This is a genomic window from Streptomyces sp. HUAS MS02 (genome assembly GCF_055702265.1).
In genome coordinates, this window is the sequence record NZ_CM146747.1 from 514,749 (window position 1) to 533,404 (window position 18,656).

Below are 18,656 nucleotides of genomic sequence, written 5' to 3' on the forward strand. Positions count from 1 at the left end.
GGCATTCGTGCGACTGCGCATCCCGCTCGCCCTGCTCGGGGCGGCCGTGCTCGTGCTCGTGGGACCGCCCCTGCTGTCCACCGGCGACGACAGCGAGACCGGCACCCAGATCCCCGGCCTGCGCTTCATGGTGCCGAACACACCGGGCGGCGGCTACGACATCACGGCACGGACGGCCGCGAAGAACGCCGAGGACGCCGGGCTCACCCACAACATCGAGGTGTTCAACCTGCCGGGCGCCGGTGGCACGGTCGGCCTGAGCCGGCTGGTGAGCGAGCACGGCAACGGCCGGCTCGCGATGTCGATGGGGCTCGGTGTCGTCGGCGCCGTCCGCTCCAACGACGCGCCGAAGACCCTCGCCGACACCACCCCGATCGCCCGCCTCACCGAGGAGCAGGACGTCGTGGTGGTCGCCAAGGACTCCCCGTACAAGACGATCGACGACCTCGTCGGGGCCTGGAAGGACGACCCGGGCAAGCTGCCGGTGGGCGGCGGTTCGGCACCGGGCGGGCCCGACCACCTGGCACCGATGCTGATGGCACAGGCCGCCGGGATCGCGCCGAAGGACGTCAACTACATCCCCTTCGACGGCGGCGGTGAGCTGCTCGCCTCGATCCTCGGCGACAAGGTCGCCTTCGGGGTGTCCGGCGTCGGCGAGTACCTGGACCAGATCAAGGCGGGCGAGCTGCGGCTGCTCGCGGTGACCGGCCCGGAACGCGTGCGCGGGCTGGACGCGCCGACCCTCCAGGAGGCCGGCTACGACGTCAACTTCACCAACTGGCGCGGCATCGTCGCCCCGCCCGGCCTCACCGACGCCGAGCGCGACAAGCTCACCCGGCTGATCGAGGAACTGCACGACTCGCCGGAGTGGAGGCAGTCCATGAAGCAGAACGGCTGGGACGACGCGTTCCTCACCGGCGACGCGTTCGGCGACTTCCTGGACGCCCAGGACAGGCGCGTGGTGTCGGTGCTGAAGGAGCTGGGACTGTGACGACGCGGACGGACACCACCACCGGTACTGCCCCGACACCCGCCGACGAGCGCCGCTCCTGGCTGCGCGACCACTCCGAGCTCGGCGTCTGCGTGCTGCTGCTGGCGCTCGGCGTCCTCGTCCTGACCGACGCGCTCACCATGGACGTCGACATCGCCCAGCGCGGTCCCGTCGGGCCGCGGACCGTGCCGATCGTGGTCGGCGGCGGTCTCCTGCTGATCGCCGCGCTGCTCGCGGTGGACGTGCTGCGCGGCGGGCGGGGCCAGGCCGAGGGCGGCGAGGACATCGACCTGTCCGAGCCCGCCGACTGGCGCACGGTGCTGCTGCTGGCCGGGGTGTTCCTCGGCGCGGCGGTCCTGATCGAGCCGCTGGGCTTCCCCATATCCGGCGCCCTGCTGTTCTGGGGCGCCGCGTACGCCCTCGGCAGCCGCCACCTGGACCGTGATCCGCTCATCGCGGCCGTCATCTCCCTGGTCACGTACGCCGTGTTCGACAAGCTGCTCGGGGTGCCGCTGCCCGGTGGTCCACTGATGGGAGTGCTGTGACATGGACGCCTTCAGCTCCCTCCTCGACGGCTTCGGTACGGCCCTGACACCGATCAACCTGCTGTGGGCCGCGATCGGTGTCCTGCTGGGCACCGCGATCGGTGTCCTGCCGGGGATCGGGCCCGCCATGGCGGTGGCGCTGCTGCTGCCGGTGACGTACGGACTGAACCCGGTCGGCGCGTTCATCATGTTCGCGGGCATCTACTACGGGGCGATGTTCGGCGGTTCCACCACCTCGATCCTCCTCAACACGCCCGGGGAGAGCGCGGCCGTGGTCGCCGCCATGGAGGGCAACCCCATGGCCAAGTCGGGGCGCGGTGCGCAGGCGCTGGCGGCGGCGGCCATCGGGCACTTCGCGGGCGGCATGGTCGGCACGGTCCTGCTGGTGGCCCTGGCGCCGAAGGTCGCGGAGCTGGCCGTGGACATCGGCGCCCCGGACTACTTCGCGATCATGGTGCTGGCGTTCATCGCGGTGACGTCCGTGCTGGGCTCGTCCCGTATCCGGGGCCTCGCCTCCCTGCTGATCGGCCTGACGATCGGTCTGGTGGGCCTGGACGGGATGACCGGCCAGCAACGCCTGACCTTCGGCTCGCTCCAGCTCGCCGACGGTGTGGACGTGGTGATCGTCGCGGTGGGGCTGTTCGCCATCGGGGAGGCCCTGTGGGTGGCGGCGCATCTGCGGCGCAGTGCGCCGGAACCCATCCCGGTGGGCCGGCCGTGGCTCGGCCGCTCCGATGTGCGGCGGACCTGGAAGTCCTGGGTGCGGGGCCCGTTCATCGGCTTCCCGTTCGGCGCGATCCCGGCGGGCGGCGCGGAGATCCCCACCTTCCTGTCGTACGTCACCGAGAAACGGCTGTCGAAGCACAAGGACGAGTGGGGCAAGGGCGCCATCGAGGGCGTCGCCGGCCCGGAGTCGGCGGCGTCGGCCTCGGCGGCGGGCACCCTCGTCTCCATGCTGACCCTCGGGCTGCCCACCACGGCGGTCGCGGCGGTCATGCTCGCGGCGTTCCAGCAGTACGGCATCCAGCCGGGCCCGCTGCTGTTCGAACGGGAGCCGGAGCTGGTGTGGGGCCTGATCGCCTCGCTCTTCGTCGGCATGGTCCTGCTGCTCGCCCTCAACCTGCCGCTGGCCCCGCTGTGGGCGAAGCTGCTGCGCATCCCACGGCCGTACCTCTACGCGGGGATCCTGTTCTTCGCGGCCGTCGGCGCGTACGCGGTCGGCGGTGAGGTGATCGACCTGGTGATCCTGCTGGTCATCGGCCTGATCGGCTTCGGCATGCGCCGCTACGGTCTGCCGGTGCTGCCCGCCGTCATCGGCGTGATCCTCGGCCCGGGCGCCGAGCAGCAGCTGCGCCGGGCCCTGCAGATCAGCGACGGCAGCGTCACCGGCCTGGTGAACACGCCGTTCTCGGTGACGGTGTACGTGATCATCGCCGTACTGCTGGCCTGGCCGCTGCTGAAGCGGCTGGTCACGCGGAGGCGCGGTGCCGAGGTCGGGTGACCGGCGGTCGGGCGCTCAGCCCGCGCCCCGCTCCGCCTCCTCGTGCAGGAAGGCGCTGATCTGGCCCGCGAGGTCCGCGCGGCCCGGGCCGCCCGCCGGGTCGAGGAGGTCCTCGTCGACGCCGATGCCGCCGGACCACAGGTACCGCTCGGTCCACTCCTCGTCCGCGCGCAGCTGGACCTGGATGTCGAACTGGGTGAGCTGGGCCTCGGGGGCGGCGGCGTACAGGACGGAGGTGGCGCGGCGCAGCGGGTACAGGTCGAAGCCCTCGATGAACCGGGAGTTGCGCCAGTCGAGGAAGGCGCTCTCCCCGTCGGGGCCGGTGCGGATGTCGAGCTGGCCGTCCTCCAGGTGCAGGCCGACGTGGTCGCTGCCGCGGTTCTCCACGGTCACCCGGAACCGGAAGTACGTGAGGCCCTCGGCGGCGTCGTCGCGTCCCCGTGGGGGTTCCGCGCACTCCACTCCGTGGACGCGCACACGCAGGCCGGCCAGATCGCCGTCGTACTCCTGCCAGTCCCCGATCACGTTGGGCTCGCGCACCGTCCACCTCTCCACATCGGCGGGACACCTCCCGCGTTCGCGCGCACCACAGTGCCACACCCGTCGGACGTCCGGGTCCGGGGCATCACCGCCGGTCAGAGGTGATCAAGGCGTGGGCAGCGACGATTCCCGCGAGGGCCCCACGACGCAGGTCGGCCACGTGCCGCACATCACGTTCACGGCCCACCGTGCGGATGCGTGGAGGCCGACTTGCCGATTCCCCGCGCGGGCTTCGGCGCCGTACGCTACGTTCGATCACCGCCGGTTGGCGCACCGTCGGCGAGGTCGTGTGCAGGGAAGGTTCTGAGCGTCGCATGGGCAACTTCGGCATCCCTCCGTCGACGGGCCCGGTCATGACCGGAGGGCTGGCCGATTCGCTGTTCGAGACGGCGCACCGTGATCCCGCGCTGCCTCAGCTCGCGCGCCGGGACAGCGCCTCCCCCGACACCTGGACACGGGTGAGCGCGGCCGAGGCACGGGACGAAGTGGCCGATCTGGCCAAGGGGTTGATCGCGTCCGGGATCCGGCAGGGCGACCGGGTGGCCATGATGGCGCGGACCCGGTACGAGTGGACGGTGCTCGCCGTCGCGCTGTGGGCCGTGGGCGCCGAGATCGTGCCGGTCTGTCCGACGTCGTCGCGCGACCAGATCGAGTGGATCCTGCGGGACGCGGCCTGTGTCGGCGTGGTCGTCGAGGACGAGTTGGGAGTGATGACCGTCGGCTCGGTGTGCGCCAAGCTGCCGCTGCTGCGGTACGTCTGGCAGCTGGACGCCGAGTCCCTGCCGCAGTTGGTCGCGGCGGGCCGGGACGTACCGGACGCGACGGTGGACTCGCTGCGCCGTATCGTCATGCCGGACTCGACCGCCGTCATCGCGTACACCTCCGGCACGACCGGCCGGCCCCGGGGCTGCGCGCTCTCCCACCGCAGCCTCGCCAGTCCCTGCGACGCGCTGCTCGCCGGCTGGCGGCATACGGCGGCGGCGCCCGGTGAACAGCCCGCGATCCTGGCCTTCCTGCCGTTCTCGCACGTCTACGGGCTGATGATCCAGGGGATGTGTCTGCGCGGCGGGCTGCTCCTCGGGCACGAGCCGGAGTTCAACGAGGAGGCGCTGTCCGCCGCGCTGCGCTCGTTCCGGCCGACGTTCCTCTACGGTGTCCCGTATCTCTTCGAGCGGATCCACAAGAACTTCCTGCGTGAGGCCCAACAGGCGGGCCGGGGAACGCTGTTCGAACGCGCGGTGCGCACGGCGCAGGACTACGCCTTCGCCGTCGAGCGGCAGCGGCTGGGCACGGGTCCCGGGCCCGCGATGGATCTCAGGCTGCAACACGCCTTCTACGAGAAGACGGTGTACCGCAAACTGCGCGCGACGCTGGGCGGCCGGGTGCGCGGCGGCTGTTCGGGCGGCTCTCCCCTCAACCGCGACCTGACGCTGTTCTACGCGGGTATCGGCATCCTCGTGCACGACGGGTACGGCCTGACCGAGACCGCCGGGGGCATCACCGCCCAGCCGGTGGGCCGGGAGAAGTTCGGCACCGTGGGCCGTCCGCTGCCGGGCACGGAGATCCGGGTGGCGCGGGACGGGGAGATCCTGGTCAACGGACCCTCGGTGTTCCAGGGGTACGTCAACGACGCGGCGGGCACCCGGGCCGCGCTCCAGGACGGCTGGCTGGCCACGGGGGACATCGGGCGGCTGGACTCCGAGGGCTATCTGTCGATCACCGGCCGCAAGAAGGAGATCATCATCACCAGCGGGGGCAAGGGGGTGGCCCCCGCGCCGCTGGAGGAGCAGTTGCGGACGCATCCGCTGATCCACCAGGCGGTCGTCGTCGGCGACAACCGGCCCTGTGTGGGCGCCCTGCTCACGCTGGACCCGGAGTTCCTCGCGCACTGGCGGGGGTCGTTGTCCGCGCCGGGTGAGTTGCTGGGCCGGGAGGCGCGGGAGGAGAACGCGCTGCGGCAGGAGGTGCTGCGGGCGATCGCCGCGGCCAACAGCACGGTGTCGCGCTCGGAGTCGATCCGTGTCTACCGCATCCTGCCCGAGCCGTTCGACCTCGCCAACGGGATGCTGACGCCGTCGATGAAGCTGCGCCGGGACACCATCGTGCGGCGGTACGAGGCCGAGATCGAGGCGATGTACGCGACCTCGGCGCGCACCGCCCGTCGCACCCTCTCGGAGGAGTTCGCGGGCTGGGACGACTCGGACCCGGACGACGTGTTCCGCCGCGGCCGGCACTGACCGAAACGACCGGACACCCGAACGTCCGACCACGGGTCGGGCCGCTGTTGACGAAACGGTCCCTGGGATGCGGAGATGCTCCGGGTGGCAGGCGGGAGACCGCCCCGCCCGGCCGCACTCCGCACCACCGTGACACGAAGGCAGAGGACCGAGACCCATGGCACTGCAGATCAGCGCCACCAACCCCGAACACCCCGCGCTGTTGCTCGAACTGCCGTGGCACCTGCCGCTGGAGGAGTGGCCCGAACACCACCTCGTGCCGCTCCCCCGCGGTATCTCCCGGCACGTGGTGCGCTACGCCCGCGCGGGCGACGAGGTCGTCGCCGTCAAGGAACTCGCCGAGCGGCCCGCACTGCGCGAGTACGAACTGCTGCGCGACCTCGACCGGATCGGCATCCCCGCGGTGGATGCGCTCGGGGTCGTCACCGGCCGTCTCGACGAGGCGGGCGAGCCGCTGGAGCCGGTGCTGATCACCCGGCACCTGGGCGGTTCGATGCCGTACCGCTCGATGTTCGAGACGACCATGCGCCCGGCCACCATGCACCGGCTGATGGACGCCCTCGCCGTCCTGCTGGTGCGGCTGCACCTGGCCGGGTTCGCGTGGGGCGACTGCTCGCTGTCCAACACGCTGTTCCGGCGGGACGCGGGCGCGTACGCGGCGTACCTGGTGGACGCCGAGACGGGCGATCTGCACGCGCGGCTGAGCACCGGGCAGCGGGAGTACGACCTCGATCTGGCCCGGGTCAACATCAGCGGCGAGCTGCTGGACCTGGAGGCGTCCGGGGCACTGCACCCGTCGGTGGACCCGATCGACTTCGGCAACGAGATCTGCTCCCGCTACCACCGGCTCTGGGAGGAGCTGACCCGCAGGTCGGTGTACCCGGCCGGGAAGTACCACTACATCGAGCGCCGGATCCGCCGTCTCAACGACCTCGGTTTCGACGTCGCCGAGATGCAGATCGAGCACGCCGACAACGGCGACACGGTGACCTTCGTGCCCAAGGTCGTCGACGCGGGCCACCACCAGCGGCAGCTGCTGCGGCTGACCGGTCTGGACACCGAGGAGAACCAGGCCCGGCGCCTGCTGACCGACCTGGAGAGCTGGATGGCCACCCAGGACGACTACGCCCCGGGCGACCCCCTCGGCGCCCGCCCCGAGGTGCTGGCCCACCGCTGGGTGCGGGAGGTGTTCCGGCCGACCGTGCGGGCCGTCCCGCTCGAACTGCGCGGCTCGATGGACCCGGCGGAGATCTACCACCAGCTCCTCGAACACCGCTGGTACCTGTCCGAGCGGGCCCAGCACGACATCGGTCTGGACACGGCGGTGCAGGACTACATCGACAACGTCCTGCCGCAGACCCTGGCGCAGCTGCCGCCGAAGGTGGACGACGTCACCGCCGACTGAGCCGACGGGCGCCCGGGGCCGGTGGCCCCGGCCGCCGGTCGCCGGCGCGGGTCACCTGTGGGGGACGACCGCCACCGGGCAGTGCGCGTGGTGCAGGACGCCGTGGGCGACCGAGCCGATGCGGGCACCGACGGCCGTACGGCGGGCGCGGCGCCCGACGACCACCAGCTGGGCCCGCTGGGCCACGGACAGCAGCACCTGCCCGGCGCTGCCCATCTCGACGTGCTGGGTGACCCGCACCCCGGGGAACCGCTCCTGCCACGGCTCCAGCGCGGCGGCCAGCGCCTTCTTCTCGTACGGCTCCAGCCCGCCGGCCTCGTCGAGGAGCTTCAGCGAGCCGGGGCTGTACGCGTACAGCGGGGGCAGCGTCCACGCACGCACCGCGCGCAGGGACGCCCCGCGCGCGGCGGCCGTCTCGAACGCGAACCGCAGCGTGTCGGCGCTGTCCTCCGGCGTGCCCTGCTGGCCGACGACGACCTCGCGTCCGGCGGCCTCGGCGCTCGGGCTGTCCTCGGCGCGCACCAGCACGACGGGACGCGGTGACTCGACGATCACCTGCTGTCCCACGGAGCCCAGCAGGAAGCCGACCACCGCGCCGTGCCCGCGCGAGCCCAGCACCAGGGTCTCGGCGTGCTCGGCGGCGGCGACCAGCGTCTCGACCGGCGGGCCCTCCACCAGGTCCGTGGTCACCTCCAGCTCCGGGTGCCGCTCGGCGACCTCCCGCGCGGCCTCGGCGAGGGCCTCCTCGGCCCACCGTGCCTGTCCGTCCCGGTCCACGGTGATCGCCTCGTGCGGCTCCCACCGCCACGCGTGCACCACCCGCAGCGCCAGGCCCCGGCGTACGGCCTCCCGGCCGGCCCACGCCAGTGCGGCGAGGCTCTCGGGGGTACCGTCCACTGCGGCGGTGATCGGGCGCGTCGTCATCGGCCACCTCTCGGTCGTCACATGGCTGACGGACCCAGTCTTCACTACGCTCATCGCATGACCTTGCAGTGGGAGCAGGTGCTGGTGGACGCGGCCGATCCGGCGGCGCTGGGCCGCTGGTGGGCGGAGGCGCTCGGGTGGGTGGCGGTCGACGAGTCCCCCGACGAGTACGAGATCCGTCCGGCCCCGGACCGTCTGCCCGGCCTCCTGTTCGGGCGCGCCCCGGACCCGAAGAACGGCAAGAACCGCCTCCACCTGGATTTCCGCCCCGACGACCAGGAGGCCGAGGTCACCCGCCTCCTCGCCCTCGGGGCCCGGCACGCGGACATCGGGCAGACCGGTGACGAGCCCTGGGTCGTGCTCCAGGACCCGGAGGGCAACGAGTTCTGCGTGCTGGCCCCGCCCCGGACCTGACGGCGCCCTCGCGTCCCGGACCGTGGCTGCCCGGAAACCGCGCGCAGCGGCAGGGTCGAACATACGATGGGCCCGTTGGTCTCGGGGTGGAGGAGTATGACTCAGGCTGTCGGTCCGGCGCGGAACGTGATCCTCACGGTGGATGACGATCCCGGGGTCTCCCGTGCGGTGGCGAGGGATCTGCGCCGCAGGTACGGCGAGTCGTACCGGATCGTGCGGGCCGAGTCCGGGCAGGCCGCGCTGGAGGCCCTCAGGGAGCTGAAGCTGCGCGGCGACCAGGTGGCGGTGATCCTGGCCGACTACCGCATGCCGGAGATGAACGGCATCGAGTTCCTGGAGCAGGCCCTGGACGTCTATCCGGGGGCGCGGCGGGTCCTGCTCACCGCGTACGCCGACACCGGCGCGGCGATCGACGCGATCAACGTCATCGACCTGGACCACTATCTGCTGAAGCCCTGGGACCCGCCGGAGGAGAAGCTCTATCCGGTCCTGGACGACCTGCTCCAGGCCTGGCGGGCCGCCGACCGTACCTGTGCGGGGACGACGAAGGTGGTCGGGCACCGGTGGTCGGCGCGGTCGTCGGGGGTACGGGAGTTCCTCGCGCGCAACCAGGTGCCGTACCGCTGGTTCTCGTCGGACGAGCCGGAGGGACGGCGGCTGCTCGCGGCGGCAGGGGCCGACGGCACGCGGCTGCCGCTGGTCGTCACCCCGGACGGTACGCCGCTGGTGGCGCCTGAGGACCCGGAGCTGGCGGAGAAGGTGGGGCTGGCGACCACACCGGCCCAGGAGTTCTACGACCTGGTCGTCATCGGCGGCGGACCCGCCGGGCTCGGCGCCGCCGTGTACGGCGCCTCGGAGGGACTGCGGACGCTCCTCGTCGAGCGGTCGGCCACGGGCGGTCAGGCGGGCCAGAGCTCACGGATCGAGAACTACCTCGGGTTCCCCGACGGGGTGTCCGGCGGTCAGCTCACCGGCCGGGCGCGCCGTCAGGCCACCAAGTTCGGCGCGGAGATCCTCACGGCCCGTGAGGTGAGCGGTCTGGAGGTGAACGGGGCGGCGCGGACCGTCCGGTTCTCCGACGGCTCGGCGGTCGCCGCGCACAGCGTGATCCTCGCGACCGGCGTGTCGTACCGCCAGCTCGCCGCGCCGGGCTGCGCGGACCTCACCGGCTGCGGGGTGTTCTACGGTTCCGCCCTGACCGAGGCGGCCGGCTGCCAGGGGCACGACGTGTACATCGTGGGCGGCGCCAACTCGGCCGGGCAGGCGGCGATGTACCTGTCCCGGGGCGCCAAGTCGGTCACCCTCCTCGTCCGCGGCGAGTCGCTGACCGCGTCCATGTCGCACTATCTGATCCAGCAGCTCGCCGAGGCCCCTAACGTCTTCGTGCGGCCCGGCACGATCGTGGAGGCGGCGCACGGCACCAACCAGCTGGAGCAGCTGACGCTGAAGGACGTGGCGAGCGGGCGTGAGGAACTCGTCGACGCGCAGTGGCTGTTCGTGTTCATCGGCGCCGAGCCGCACACCGACTGGCTGGAGGGGACCGTGCTGCGTGACGAGCGCGGGTTCATCGTGGCCGGGCCGGACATGACCCCGGACGGGGGCCCGCCGGCGGGCTGGGAGCTGGACCGGCCGCCGTACCACCTGGAGACCAACGTGCCCGGGGTGTTCGTCGCCGGGGACGCGCGGTCGGAGTCCGCGAAGCGGGTCGCGTCCGCCGTGGGAGAGGGAGCGATGGCCGTGATGCTGGTGCACAGGTATCTGGAGCAGTCATGACATCCGTCGGGGTGTCGTCGTGAGCGGGCAGCCGTCGCCGTGCGACCGGGCCGAGCTGGGGCGTCTGTTCCTGTTCGAGAAGCTGGACGACGCGCAGTTGGACCGGCTGTGCCGCGAGGGCCGGGTGGAGCGGTTCGAGCCGGGTCACGTCTACCGGGAGGGCGAGCCGGCCACCTGCTTCTTCGTGCTCCTGGAGGGCACGGTGGTGCTGTCGCGGCAGGTCGGCGACGACGACGTGGAGGTCAGCCGCAGCTCCCAGGTCGGGGTGTACGCGGGCGCCTTCCAGGCGTATCTCGGCGACCAGGCGGACCAGGCCCGTTACAAGGGCTCCATGCGGGTCACCGTCCCCTCGCGCTTCTACATCCTGCCCGCGGCGGCCTTCGCCCAGATCATGCGCGACTGGTTCCCCATGGCGGTCCACCTCCTGGAGGGCCTGTTCTTCGGGAGCCAGAACACCCAGCGGACCATCAACCAGCGGGAACGGCTGCTGGCGCTGGGCTCGTTGTCGGCCGGGCTGACGCACGAGCTGAACAACCCGGCCGCGGCGGCCGTCCGGGCGACCTCGGCCCTGCGGGAGCGGGTGGCCGGGATGCGGCACAAGCTCGGGGTGATCGCCGCGGGCCCGTACAAGCGGGCGATGCTGGAGTCGCTGGTCGATCTGCAGGAGCGGACGGCCGAGCAGGTCGCGAAGGCGACGCCGCTCAGTCCGCTGGAGGCCTCCGACCGGGAGGACGAGCTGACGGACTGGCTCGACGACCACGGGATCGCGGGCGGCTGGCAGCTCGCGCCGAACTTCGTGCAGGCCGGACTCGACACCGCGTGGCTGGACCAGGTCGCGGAGGCCGTGGACGAGCACACCCTCGAAGGGGCGGTGCGCTGGCTCAACTACACCGTCGAGACCGAGCTGTTGATGAACGAGATCGAGGACTCCACGACCCGTGTCACCCAGCTCGTCGACGCGGCGAAGCAGTACTCGCAGCTCGACCGCGCGCCCTACCAGAACGCCGACGTGCACGAACTCCTCGACAGCACCCTGCTGATGCTGTCCGGGAAGATCGGCGACCGCATCGAGGTGGTGAAGGAGTACGACCGCTCGCTGCCGCGCATCCCCGCGTATCCGGGCGAGCTGAACCAGGTGTGGACGAACCTGATCGACAACGCGGTCGCGGCGATCAACGACGCGGGCGGCACGGGCACGTTGACCGTACGGACGGCGCTGGACCACCGCGATCAGGTCCTGGTCGAGTTCCGTGACACGGGCCCCGGCATCCCGGCGGAGATCAAGGGCCGGATCTTCGACCCCTTCTTCACGACCAAGCCGGTGGGTCAGGGCACCGGGCTCGGCCTCGACATCTCCTGGCGCATCGTCGTCAACAAGCACCATGGGCACATCGAGGTCCACTCCCGGCCGGGGGACACCCGTTTCCAGGTCCTCCTGCCGCTGACGGCACCGGCCGCCGACCTGGACGTCACGCTCGCCGACGACCCCGAGGAGACCTCATGACCCTGCCCGCCGGAATCGACCCCGCCGTTCCGCCGAGCGGCGACGGGTGCGTGGAGTGCGAGGAGGCCGGCGGCTGGTGGTTCCACCTGCGGCGCTGCGCCCAGTGCGGTCACGTCGGCTGCTGCGACTCCTCCCCGGCCCAGCACGCCACTGCCCACGCGGGGGCCACCGGGCATCCCTTCGTGCAGAGTTACGAGCCGGGTGAGTCGTGGTTCTGGAACTACGAGACGGACGAGATGTACGAGTCGGGGCCGAACCTCGCGCCGCCCCTCAGCCATCCGGAGGGGCAGCCGTCGCCGGGCCCCGCGGGGCGCGTCCCGCGGGACTGGATGTCGGCGCTACGGTGACTTGAGCGGGGGGAGCTCGGGGATTCGGGTGCGCTGTCGACTGCGGCCCGGTGGGAGCTTCTCGCGCAGTTCCCCGCGCCCCTCAAAGATCAGGCCCTGCGGGCCTGAAAGGCTGGGGCGCAGCCCCGGCTTTTCAGGGGTGCGGGAAACTGCGCGAGAAGCCCCCACCCCACCCGCACCCGACGACGCACCCACACCCGCACCCCAGCACACCCGCCCCACCGAACGGAGTGACATCGTGTTGATCGGGATCGGCGAGATCCAGGACGCCGCCCAGCGAATCGCCGGCCACGTCGTGCGCACGCCCACCGTGCCGAGCCCGGGGCTGTCCACGCTCCTCGGCGCCCCGGTGACCACGAAACTGGAACTGCTGCAGCGCACCGGCTCGTTCAAGGCGCGCGGCGCGACGGCGAAGCTGCTGACGCTCTCGGAGGCGGAGCGGGCCGCCGGGGTCGTGGCGGTCAGCGGTGGCAACCACGGCATCGCGCTGGCGCACATGGCCGCCGCCCTGCACATCAAGGCGACGGTGGTGATGTCCCGGTCCGCGCCCAGGCGGGCCGCCGACCTCGTCGAGGCCGCCGGCGCCTCGCTGCGGCTCACCGACGGGATGGCGGAGGCGTTCGCGCTCACCGAGCGCCTCCGGTCGGAGGGACTCACCCTGGTCCACCCGTTCGACGACCCGCTGGTGATCGCCGGTCAGGGCACCGTGGGCCTGGAGTTCGCCGAGGACCTCGGGAACTCCGGGGCGACGGCGGCCACCGGGGACACCGGCGCGCCCACGGACGTGCTCGTCAGCATCGGCGGCGGCGGTCTCGTCGCCGGTGTCGCCGCCGCCTTCAGGGCGCTGCTGCCGGGCGTCCGCGTCTGGGGCGTGGAAACCGTCGGGGCCACGGCGATGGCCGACGCGATCGTGGCGGGCGGGCCCGTGACCGTGCCTCTCTCCTCCGTCGTCACCACACTCAGCGCCCCGTCCGTCTCCCGGCTCACCTACGACCATGTGACCGCCTTCGTCGAGGACGTCCTCGTGGTCTCCGACGCCGAGGCGGTGCAAGGGGTCCTGGACTTCGCCGAGCACGGCAAGGTGTGGACGGAGCCGGCCGCCGGCTGTCTGCTGCCCGCCGCCCGGCAGGTCCTCGAACGCGTCGGCGACGGCGCCCGGCTGGGCCTCGTGGTCTGCGGCGGGAACGCGACGACGGCCGACGTCGCTGAGTGGGCCCGCCGGTTCGAACTGCGGTGACAGCGCGCCCCGGCCCCAACCCCCTTGTCCTGTACCCCACTTGAGGACAGTCCTCGGTCTCCGGTCACCCGGCATAATGCTCGGGTGACCACCCCCACTCCCCTCCCGGGTCCGCACCCGTCCGAGCGCGCCCGTGTCGTCATCGTCGGCGCCGGACCGGCCGGGCTCACCGTCGGCAACATCCTGCGCGCCGCCTCCGTGGACTGCGTGGTGCTGGAGACCGAGAGCCGCGAGTACATCGAGCGGCGACCCCGGGCCGGGTTCCTGGAGGAGTGGGCGGTGCGCGCGCTGGAGCGGCGCGGACTGGCCGGGCGGCTCCTGGAACGGGCCCCGGTGCACACGGAGTTCGAGTTCCGTTTCGCGGGCGGGCGGCAGCGCTTCCCGTACACGGAGATCACCGGTCATCACCACTACGTCTACCCGCAGCCGCTGCTCGTGACGGATCTGGTCAGGGAGTACGCGGACGTCCGGGGAGGTGACATCCGGTTCGGCGTGCGCGAGGTCGCGCTGCACGACATCGACGGCGAGGAGGGCGAGCACCCGTCCGTGTCGTACGTGGATCCGGCGACCGGTGAACGGCACGTCCTCGCCTGTGAGTTCGTCGCCGGCTGTGACGGTGCCCGCGGTGTCACGCGGACCGCGTTGCCGGCCGAGCACACCACGGTCGCCCGGCACGACCACGGGGTCGGATGGCTGGCACTGCTCGCCGAGGCACCCCCGTCGGCCGACTGCGTCGTCCTCGGTGTGCATCCCCGGGGCTTCGCCGGGCACATGGCGCGCGGGCCCGAGGTCACCCGCTACTACCTGGAGGTCCCGGCCGGCGACGACCCGGCGAACTGGCCGGACGACCGGGTCTGGTCGGAGCTGCACACCCGCCTCGCGGCGCCCGGCGCCCGGCCGCTCACCGAGGGCCCGCTGGTCGAGAAGCGGGTGCTCGACATGCACAACTACGTCACCGAGCCGATGGCGTACGGCCGGCTGTACCTCGCCGGTGACGCCGCGCACCTCGTCGCTCCGATCGCCGCGAAGGGCATGAACCTGGCCCTGTACGACGCCCTGTTGCTGGCGGATGCCCTGATCGCCTGCCTCCGCACGGGCGACGACCGTGGGCTGCGCGGCTATTCGGACGCCTGTCTGCGCCGGGTCTGGCACTACCAGGAGTTCTCGCAGTGGCTGGCGGAGCTGCTGCACGGGCCGTCGTCCGGCGACCCGTTCCGGGCCGGCGCCGCCACCGCGAGGCTCCGCCGGGTGCTCGGCTCCCCCGCCGCCGCGTCGACCTTCGCGGAGCTGTTCATCGGCAAGGGAACCGATCACTGATCCCGGCGGTCGCCGGGACGTTCAGTGGCCGTCGTGGCAGCAGCCGTCGCGGCGCATCAGCCGGCCGACCTCCAGCCAGTCCTCCTCCGTCGCGGCGGCCTTCACCCGTCGGGCGGAGGGCCGGTAGGCGGCCACCAACTCCTCGGTGGTGTACGGCGTTCCGCCCCGCAGGACCGTCACCGTGCGGACGAGGTCGGCGAAGTCCGTGAAGGGGTCGCCGTCGACGATCGTCAGGTCGGCGAGCTTGCCCGTCTCGACCGTGCCGAGGTCGTCGTCGAGTCCGAAGAGCCGGGCCGGAAGGACGGTCGCGGTGCGCAGGGTCTCGCTGGGGCTGAGGCCCCCGGCGTGCAGGGCGCGCAGGGCGAGGTGGAGGAAGAGGCCGACAGGGCCGAGCGGCTGGTCGGTACCGAGGGCGACGACGCCGCCTGCCGCGAGGATCCGCCGGTAGATGTCGGTCTCGGAGCGCAGCGCGGCGAGTTGGGCGGGGGTCGGCGGGACACCCGCGCCCTGCCGGACCACGGCGGCGTCCCACGGCGGCATGACGACCGTGACCCGGGGGTCGTCGGCCAGCGCCGGGTCGGCGCCCATGAGGGGTGAGGCCGTGAAGGGGGTGGCGATCAGGGAGAAGTCCACGCCCTGTCGGCTGTAGATCTCCTCCACGTCCTCGTGGGCCCGGCCGCTCGTGGTGATGGCGTGGCCGAACTCCGCGCGCTGGGTGGCCTGGAGATGGGTCGTCAGGTCCTGGCCGAGCTGGACGCCCGGGGAGAGCAGATGGCCGCCGGTGCGCACACCGAGGCGTTCGTGGGCGAAGCGCGCGGCCTCGCTCATCACCCAACCGGGCGCCCGTACATAGGTCTTGACGAAGTCCCAGTCGAGGGCCTCGGCTCGTTCGAGGGAGCGGCGCAGTCCGGCCCTCGTACGGTGGGCGCGTCCCATGCTGTAGGCCACCCGGGCGCCGTCGAGGAGTTCTCCGGTGGTGAGCAGCCGGGGTCCGGCGAGCCGGCCGGCGTTCACCTCCTCGCGGATGCGTGCCTGTTCGTGGGCGAAGCCGCCCAGGGAGACGGCGGTGGTGACACCGTAGGTGAGCTGTCCGGTGGCCTGTCGGCTGCCGTAGGTGCTCTGCCAGGGGTGGGTGTGGCTGTCCCAGAGGCCGGGGATCACGGTGTGCGCGGAGGCGTCGATCCGGCGGAGCGCGGCGCGGCGGTTGCCCCGGTGCGCTTCGACGGCGGTGATCCGGCCGCCGCGCACGACGATGTCGACGTCGTCACGGACCGTCTCGCCGGTGCCGTCCCACACCTGTCCCGCGTGGACGACGATGTCGGCGGGGGTGGGCCGGGTGCGGTCGAGCGGCACGCGGACGGTGCGGGCGTGGTCGCCGGAGACGTCGATCAGGCGGAGCCGGGTGCCGGACTGGTAGAGCAGGGTCCTGGAGTCGCCGGACCAGGTGGGGTGGTCGGCGGGTTCGGTGGTGAGGGTGCGGAGTCTGCCGCGTGGGGTGCCGTCGGGGGCGACGGGCAGCAGGCAGAGCGCGGACTCGACGATCACGGCCATCCAGCGTCCGTCGGGTGACCAGACGGGTCCGGAGTCGTAGCGGTCGGCGATGGAGGTGTGGGGCGCGACCGTGTGCAGCCGGTCGGCGCCGGTCGTGGCGTCGACGACCCGGATCAGGTTGTAGCCCTCCCGGAAGCGGGCGCCCAGACGGTTGCGATCGCACAGTGCGAGGTGGCGGCCGTCGGGCGACCAGCTCGGTCTGCCGGGGATGCCGCCACCCCCGAGCGGTGCCACGAGGACGCGTTCCGCGCCGCTCGCCAGGTCCCGGACGACGAGCCGGCCGACCATGTCGAGGCACGCGAGCCGCTCGCCGTCGGGCGAGAGCGCGGGCATGACCCGGCCGCCGGTCGCGAGGGCGGTCTCCTCGCCGGTGGCCGGATCGTGGCGGTAGACGCCGAGCAGTCCGTCGCGGTCGTCGGCGTAGACGAGCGAGCGCCCGTCGGGTGCCCAGGAGGGCGCGAGCAGGGTGCGGGTGGGCGGCGACTCGCGCAACCGCTTCGGCCGGCGACCGCCCGAGGTGCCGGTCACCCAGAGTGCGTTGAGAGCGGCGAAGGCGATGCTGCGGCCGTCCGGCGACAGCGCGGGCAGGTGGATGCCGCGCACGGGGCGGACCCGTTCCTGGCCGAGGTCGTACTCCTTGACGTGGTAGCGCGGCCGGTCCACCGGGAGGACGCCCTCGAAGGGGATCTCCTCCGGCTTCGCGGGCTCGTCGGGGCGTACGAGGGTGAAGGCGCCGTCGAGCGTGAGCAGCAGCCGGCCGTCGGCCGTCCAGCGGGGCGGCACGGGCGCGAGGTCGCCGTCGACCGGGACGGGCTCCCCGGCGACGACCAGGACGCAGGAGCCGTTCGGGGAGGCGGTGGTGCGCAGATACGCGAGGCGTCCGTCGGCGGCGAGGGCGGGGGTCATGACCTGGGCCGCGGCGGTCTCGGTGTGCTCGACGGTGACCGCACCGGTGCCGTCGGCGGCCACGGCGGCGACCGTGCGGGACTCGACGGTCGGGGTGGTGCCGGTGGTGACGACCTTGGCCCGCACGAACAGCAGCCGGGTGCCGTCCGGTGACCAGGTGGGGTCGAAGTCCTCCCACGGGCCGTCCTGGAGGGGGCCGTCCTGGCCGGGCAGGCCGGTGACGGGGGTGACGGCGCCGGTGCCGAGGTGCAGGACGTGGATGCGGTAGGGGCTGCCGCCCGCGGGGGCGTCGGGGTCGCCGCCGCGCTCGGAGCCGAAGGCGAGCCGGGTGCCGTCGGGCGACCAGGCCGGTGCCCGGTCGTCCCAGGGGCCGTCGGTGCGCTGCCTCAGGCCGGAGCCGTCGGGGCGCATGGTCCACAGGTGGAAGCCGCCGCCCTGGTAGGCGCAGAAGGCGACGAGAGCGCCGTCCGGGGAGTGGGTGGGCCGGTTGGGTTCGAGGCCGGCCGGGGTGAGGGGGACCGCCTGGCCGCCGCCGCGCGGGAGTGACCACAGGCCGCTCTGGACCTCGGCGATCAGTGTGTCGCCGGCTGGCGCGAGGGACGCCGAGCCGTTGGTGGCCCGGGTGAAGGTGAGGGAGAGGGCCGCGTCGGCGGTACGGGGCAGGGCGGCCGCGGGTGCGGCCGGGCCGACGGTGCCGATGACCGCGGCGGCCCCCGTGGCACCGGTGGCGGCGAGGAGTTGACGGCGGGTCAGGGGTGGGGTGGGGCGACTCTGGTCACGGTCCATGACCCGGCACGCTCGCGCACCACACGGCCCACGGGCAACACCGCCATTCACGCCACCGGCGGCGTCACTCGCGGGTGTGACGGCGCTCGGGTTCGTCGTCGGCGTGGCGGCGGCGGATCCAGGCCGGGAGCGCGAACCAGCACAGCAGGTACCAGAGGACCACGCAGCCGACGAGCCACGGCACGTACTCGTCGTGGGTGGCCACGCGCAGGATCAGCAGCAGGGCCGCCGTCATCGTGGCGAGGAGGAGGATCAGCCCGACGACGGTCAGTCTGCTCGCCCACTCGACGGCGGCGGGCTTGATGCGGCGTCCGGCGACGATCCGGTGGAAGGAGACCGGGCCGATCAGGGCGCCGGTGGCGGCGGCGCCGAGGACGACGGTGACGATGTAGATGGTCTTCTCGGTCTGCGGCAGACCGTCGTAGCGCGGGGTGAAGACGACGGTGAGCAGGAAGCCGAACAGGATCTGCACACCGGTCTGGGCGACCCGCACCTCCTGGATGAGTTCGCTCCAGCGGCGGTCGGCCCGCTCGTCCTCGGTCTCGTCGCGGCCTCGGTCCTGGCTGCCGTGCACCTCGGTCACAGGTCCTCCCGGTCGGTCGATGTTCCCTTCCCTGGATGGTGCCGTGGCCCCTCTGCCCTGGCACACCCCTACGCATCTTCACTCTCACGAGTGAA

Annotated in this window: 15 protein-coding genes; 11 read left to right on the forward strand and 4 right to left on the reverse strand. The window is 72.7% G+C overall.

All coding sequences use genetic code 11. The features are described 5' to 3' along the window. Window positions 1-7 precede the first annotated feature (7 nt). From ACZ9QC_RS02290 to ACZ9QC_RS02300, 3 genes are read left to right on the forward strand one after another with little or no spacing between them, the layout of a single operon-like run. Window positions 8-991 (forward strand): Bug family tripartite tricarboxylate transporter substrate binding protein, encoded by a 984-nt coding sequence (locus ACZ9QC_RS02290; RefSeq protein WP_472918545.1) that lies wholly within the window; start codon window positions 8-10, stop codon window positions 989-991. Continuing rightward, window positions 988-1,536, forward strand: a complete 549-nt coding sequence (locus ACZ9QC_RS02295) for a tripartite tricarboxylate transporter TctB family protein (RefSeq protein WP_472918546.1) — start codon at window positions 988-990, stop codon at window positions 1,534-1,536. Before ACZ9QC_RS02290 ends, ACZ9QC_RS02295 begins: the two co-directional genes overlap by 4 nt. 1 nt (window position 1,537) lies before the next feature. Further along, on the forward strand, window positions 1,538-3,037 hold the full coding sequence (locus ACZ9QC_RS02300) for a tripartite tricarboxylate transporter permease (RefSeq protein ID WP_472918547.1): 1,500 nt from the start codon (window positions 1,538-1,540) through the stop codon (window positions 3,035-3,037). Window positions 3,038-3,052: 15 nt separating this feature from the next. On the opposite strand, the gene ACZ9QC_RS02305 is transcribed toward ACZ9QC_RS02300, so the two are convergent. Beyond that, the gene (locus ACZ9QC_RS02305) at window positions 3,053-3,577 is read right to left on the reverse strand and encodes a hypothetical protein (RefSeq protein WP_472918548.1); all 525 of its coding nucleotides are present in this window, start codon (window positions 3,575-3,577) and stop codon (window positions 3,053-3,055) included. A gap of 314 nt (window positions 3,578-3,891) precedes the next feature. On the opposite strand from ACZ9QC_RS02305, the gene ACZ9QC_RS02310 reads away from it, so the two are divergent. Continuing rightward, window positions 3,892-5,814, forward strand: coding sequence for an AMP-dependent synthetase/ligase (locus ACZ9QC_RS02310; protein WP_472918549.1), 1,923 nt, complete (start codon window positions 3,892-3,894; stop codon window positions 5,812-5,814). Window positions 5,815-5,971: 157 nt separating this feature from the next. Next, window positions 5,972-7,219, forward strand: a complete 1,248-nt coding sequence (locus ACZ9QC_RS02315) for a DUF4032 domain-containing protein (RefSeq protein ID WP_472918550.1) — start codon at window positions 5,972-5,974, stop codon at window positions 7,217-7,219. A gap of 51 nt (window positions 7,220-7,270) precedes the next feature. Here the strand turns inward: ACZ9QC_RS02315 and ACZ9QC_RS02320 are convergent, their stop codons facing one another. Continuing rightward, the gene (locus ACZ9QC_RS02320; protein ID WP_472918551.1) at window positions 7,271-8,143 is read right to left on the reverse strand and encodes a universal stress protein; all 873 of its coding nucleotides are present in this window, start codon (window positions 8,141-8,143) and stop codon (window positions 7,271-7,273) included. Window positions 8,144-8,200: 57 nt separating this feature from the next. On the opposite strand from ACZ9QC_RS02320, the gene ACZ9QC_RS02325 reads away from it, so the two are divergent. The 6 genes from ACZ9QC_RS02325 (at window position 8,201) to ACZ9QC_RS02350 (ending at window position 14,735) form a co-directional block, all read left to right on the forward strand. Next, window positions 8,201-8,557 (forward strand): VOC family protein, encoded by a 357-nt coding sequence (locus tag ACZ9QC_RS02325; protein WP_472918552.1) that lies wholly within the window; start codon window positions 8,201-8,203, stop codon window positions 8,555-8,557. Window positions 8,558-8,653: 96 nt separating this feature from the next. Next, window positions 8,654-10,330, forward strand: coding sequence for an NAD(P)/FAD-dependent oxidoreductase (locus tag ACZ9QC_RS02330; RefSeq protein ID WP_472918553.1), 1,677 nt, complete (start codon window positions 8,654-8,656; stop codon window positions 10,328-10,330). Between the two features lie 19 nt (window positions 10,331-10,349). Further along, complete coding sequence (locus tag ACZ9QC_RS02335) at window positions 10,350-11,834, forward strand: ATP-binding protein (protein WP_472918554.1); 1,485 nt, start codon at window positions 10,350-10,352, stop codon at window positions 11,832-11,834. Then, a complete protein-coding gene (locus tag ACZ9QC_RS02340) occupies window positions 11,831-12,181 on the forward strand; it encodes a UBP-type zinc finger domain-containing protein (RefSeq protein WP_472918555.1) in 351 nt (116 codons plus the stop codon). Before ACZ9QC_RS02335 ends, ACZ9QC_RS02340 begins: the two co-directional genes overlap by 4 nt. A 241-nt stretch (window positions 12,182-12,422) precedes the next feature. Beyond that, the gene (locus ACZ9QC_RS02345) at window positions 12,423-13,418 is read left to right on the forward strand and encodes a pyridoxal-phosphate dependent enzyme (protein WP_472921984.1); all 996 of its coding nucleotides are present in this window, start codon (window positions 12,423-12,425) and stop codon (window positions 13,416-13,418) included. Between the two features lie 84 nt (window positions 13,419-13,502). Beyond that, window positions 13,503-14,735, forward strand: coding sequence for a 4-hydroxybenzoate 3-monooxygenase (locus ACZ9QC_RS02350; protein WP_472918556.1), 1,233 nt, complete (start codon window positions 13,503-13,505; stop codon window positions 14,733-14,735). Window positions 14,736-14,756: 21 nt separating this feature from the next. Here the strand turns inward: ACZ9QC_RS02350 and ACZ9QC_RS02355 are convergent, their stop codons facing one another. Further along, complete coding sequence (locus tag ACZ9QC_RS02355) at window positions 14,757-17,978, reverse strand: amidohydrolase family protein (RefSeq protein ID WP_472918557.1); 3,222 nt, start codon at window positions 17,976-17,978, stop codon at window positions 14,757-14,759. Window positions 17,979-18,042: 64 nt separating this feature from the next. Next, window positions 18,043-18,561 carry a DUF6328 family protein gene (locus ACZ9QC_RS02360; RefSeq protein WP_472918558.1) on the reverse strand — a complete coding sequence of 173 codons (519 nt, stop codon included), beginning with the start codon at window positions 18,559-18,561 and terminating at the stop codon, window positions 18,043-18,045. Window positions 18,562-18,656: the final 95 nt, after the last annotated feature.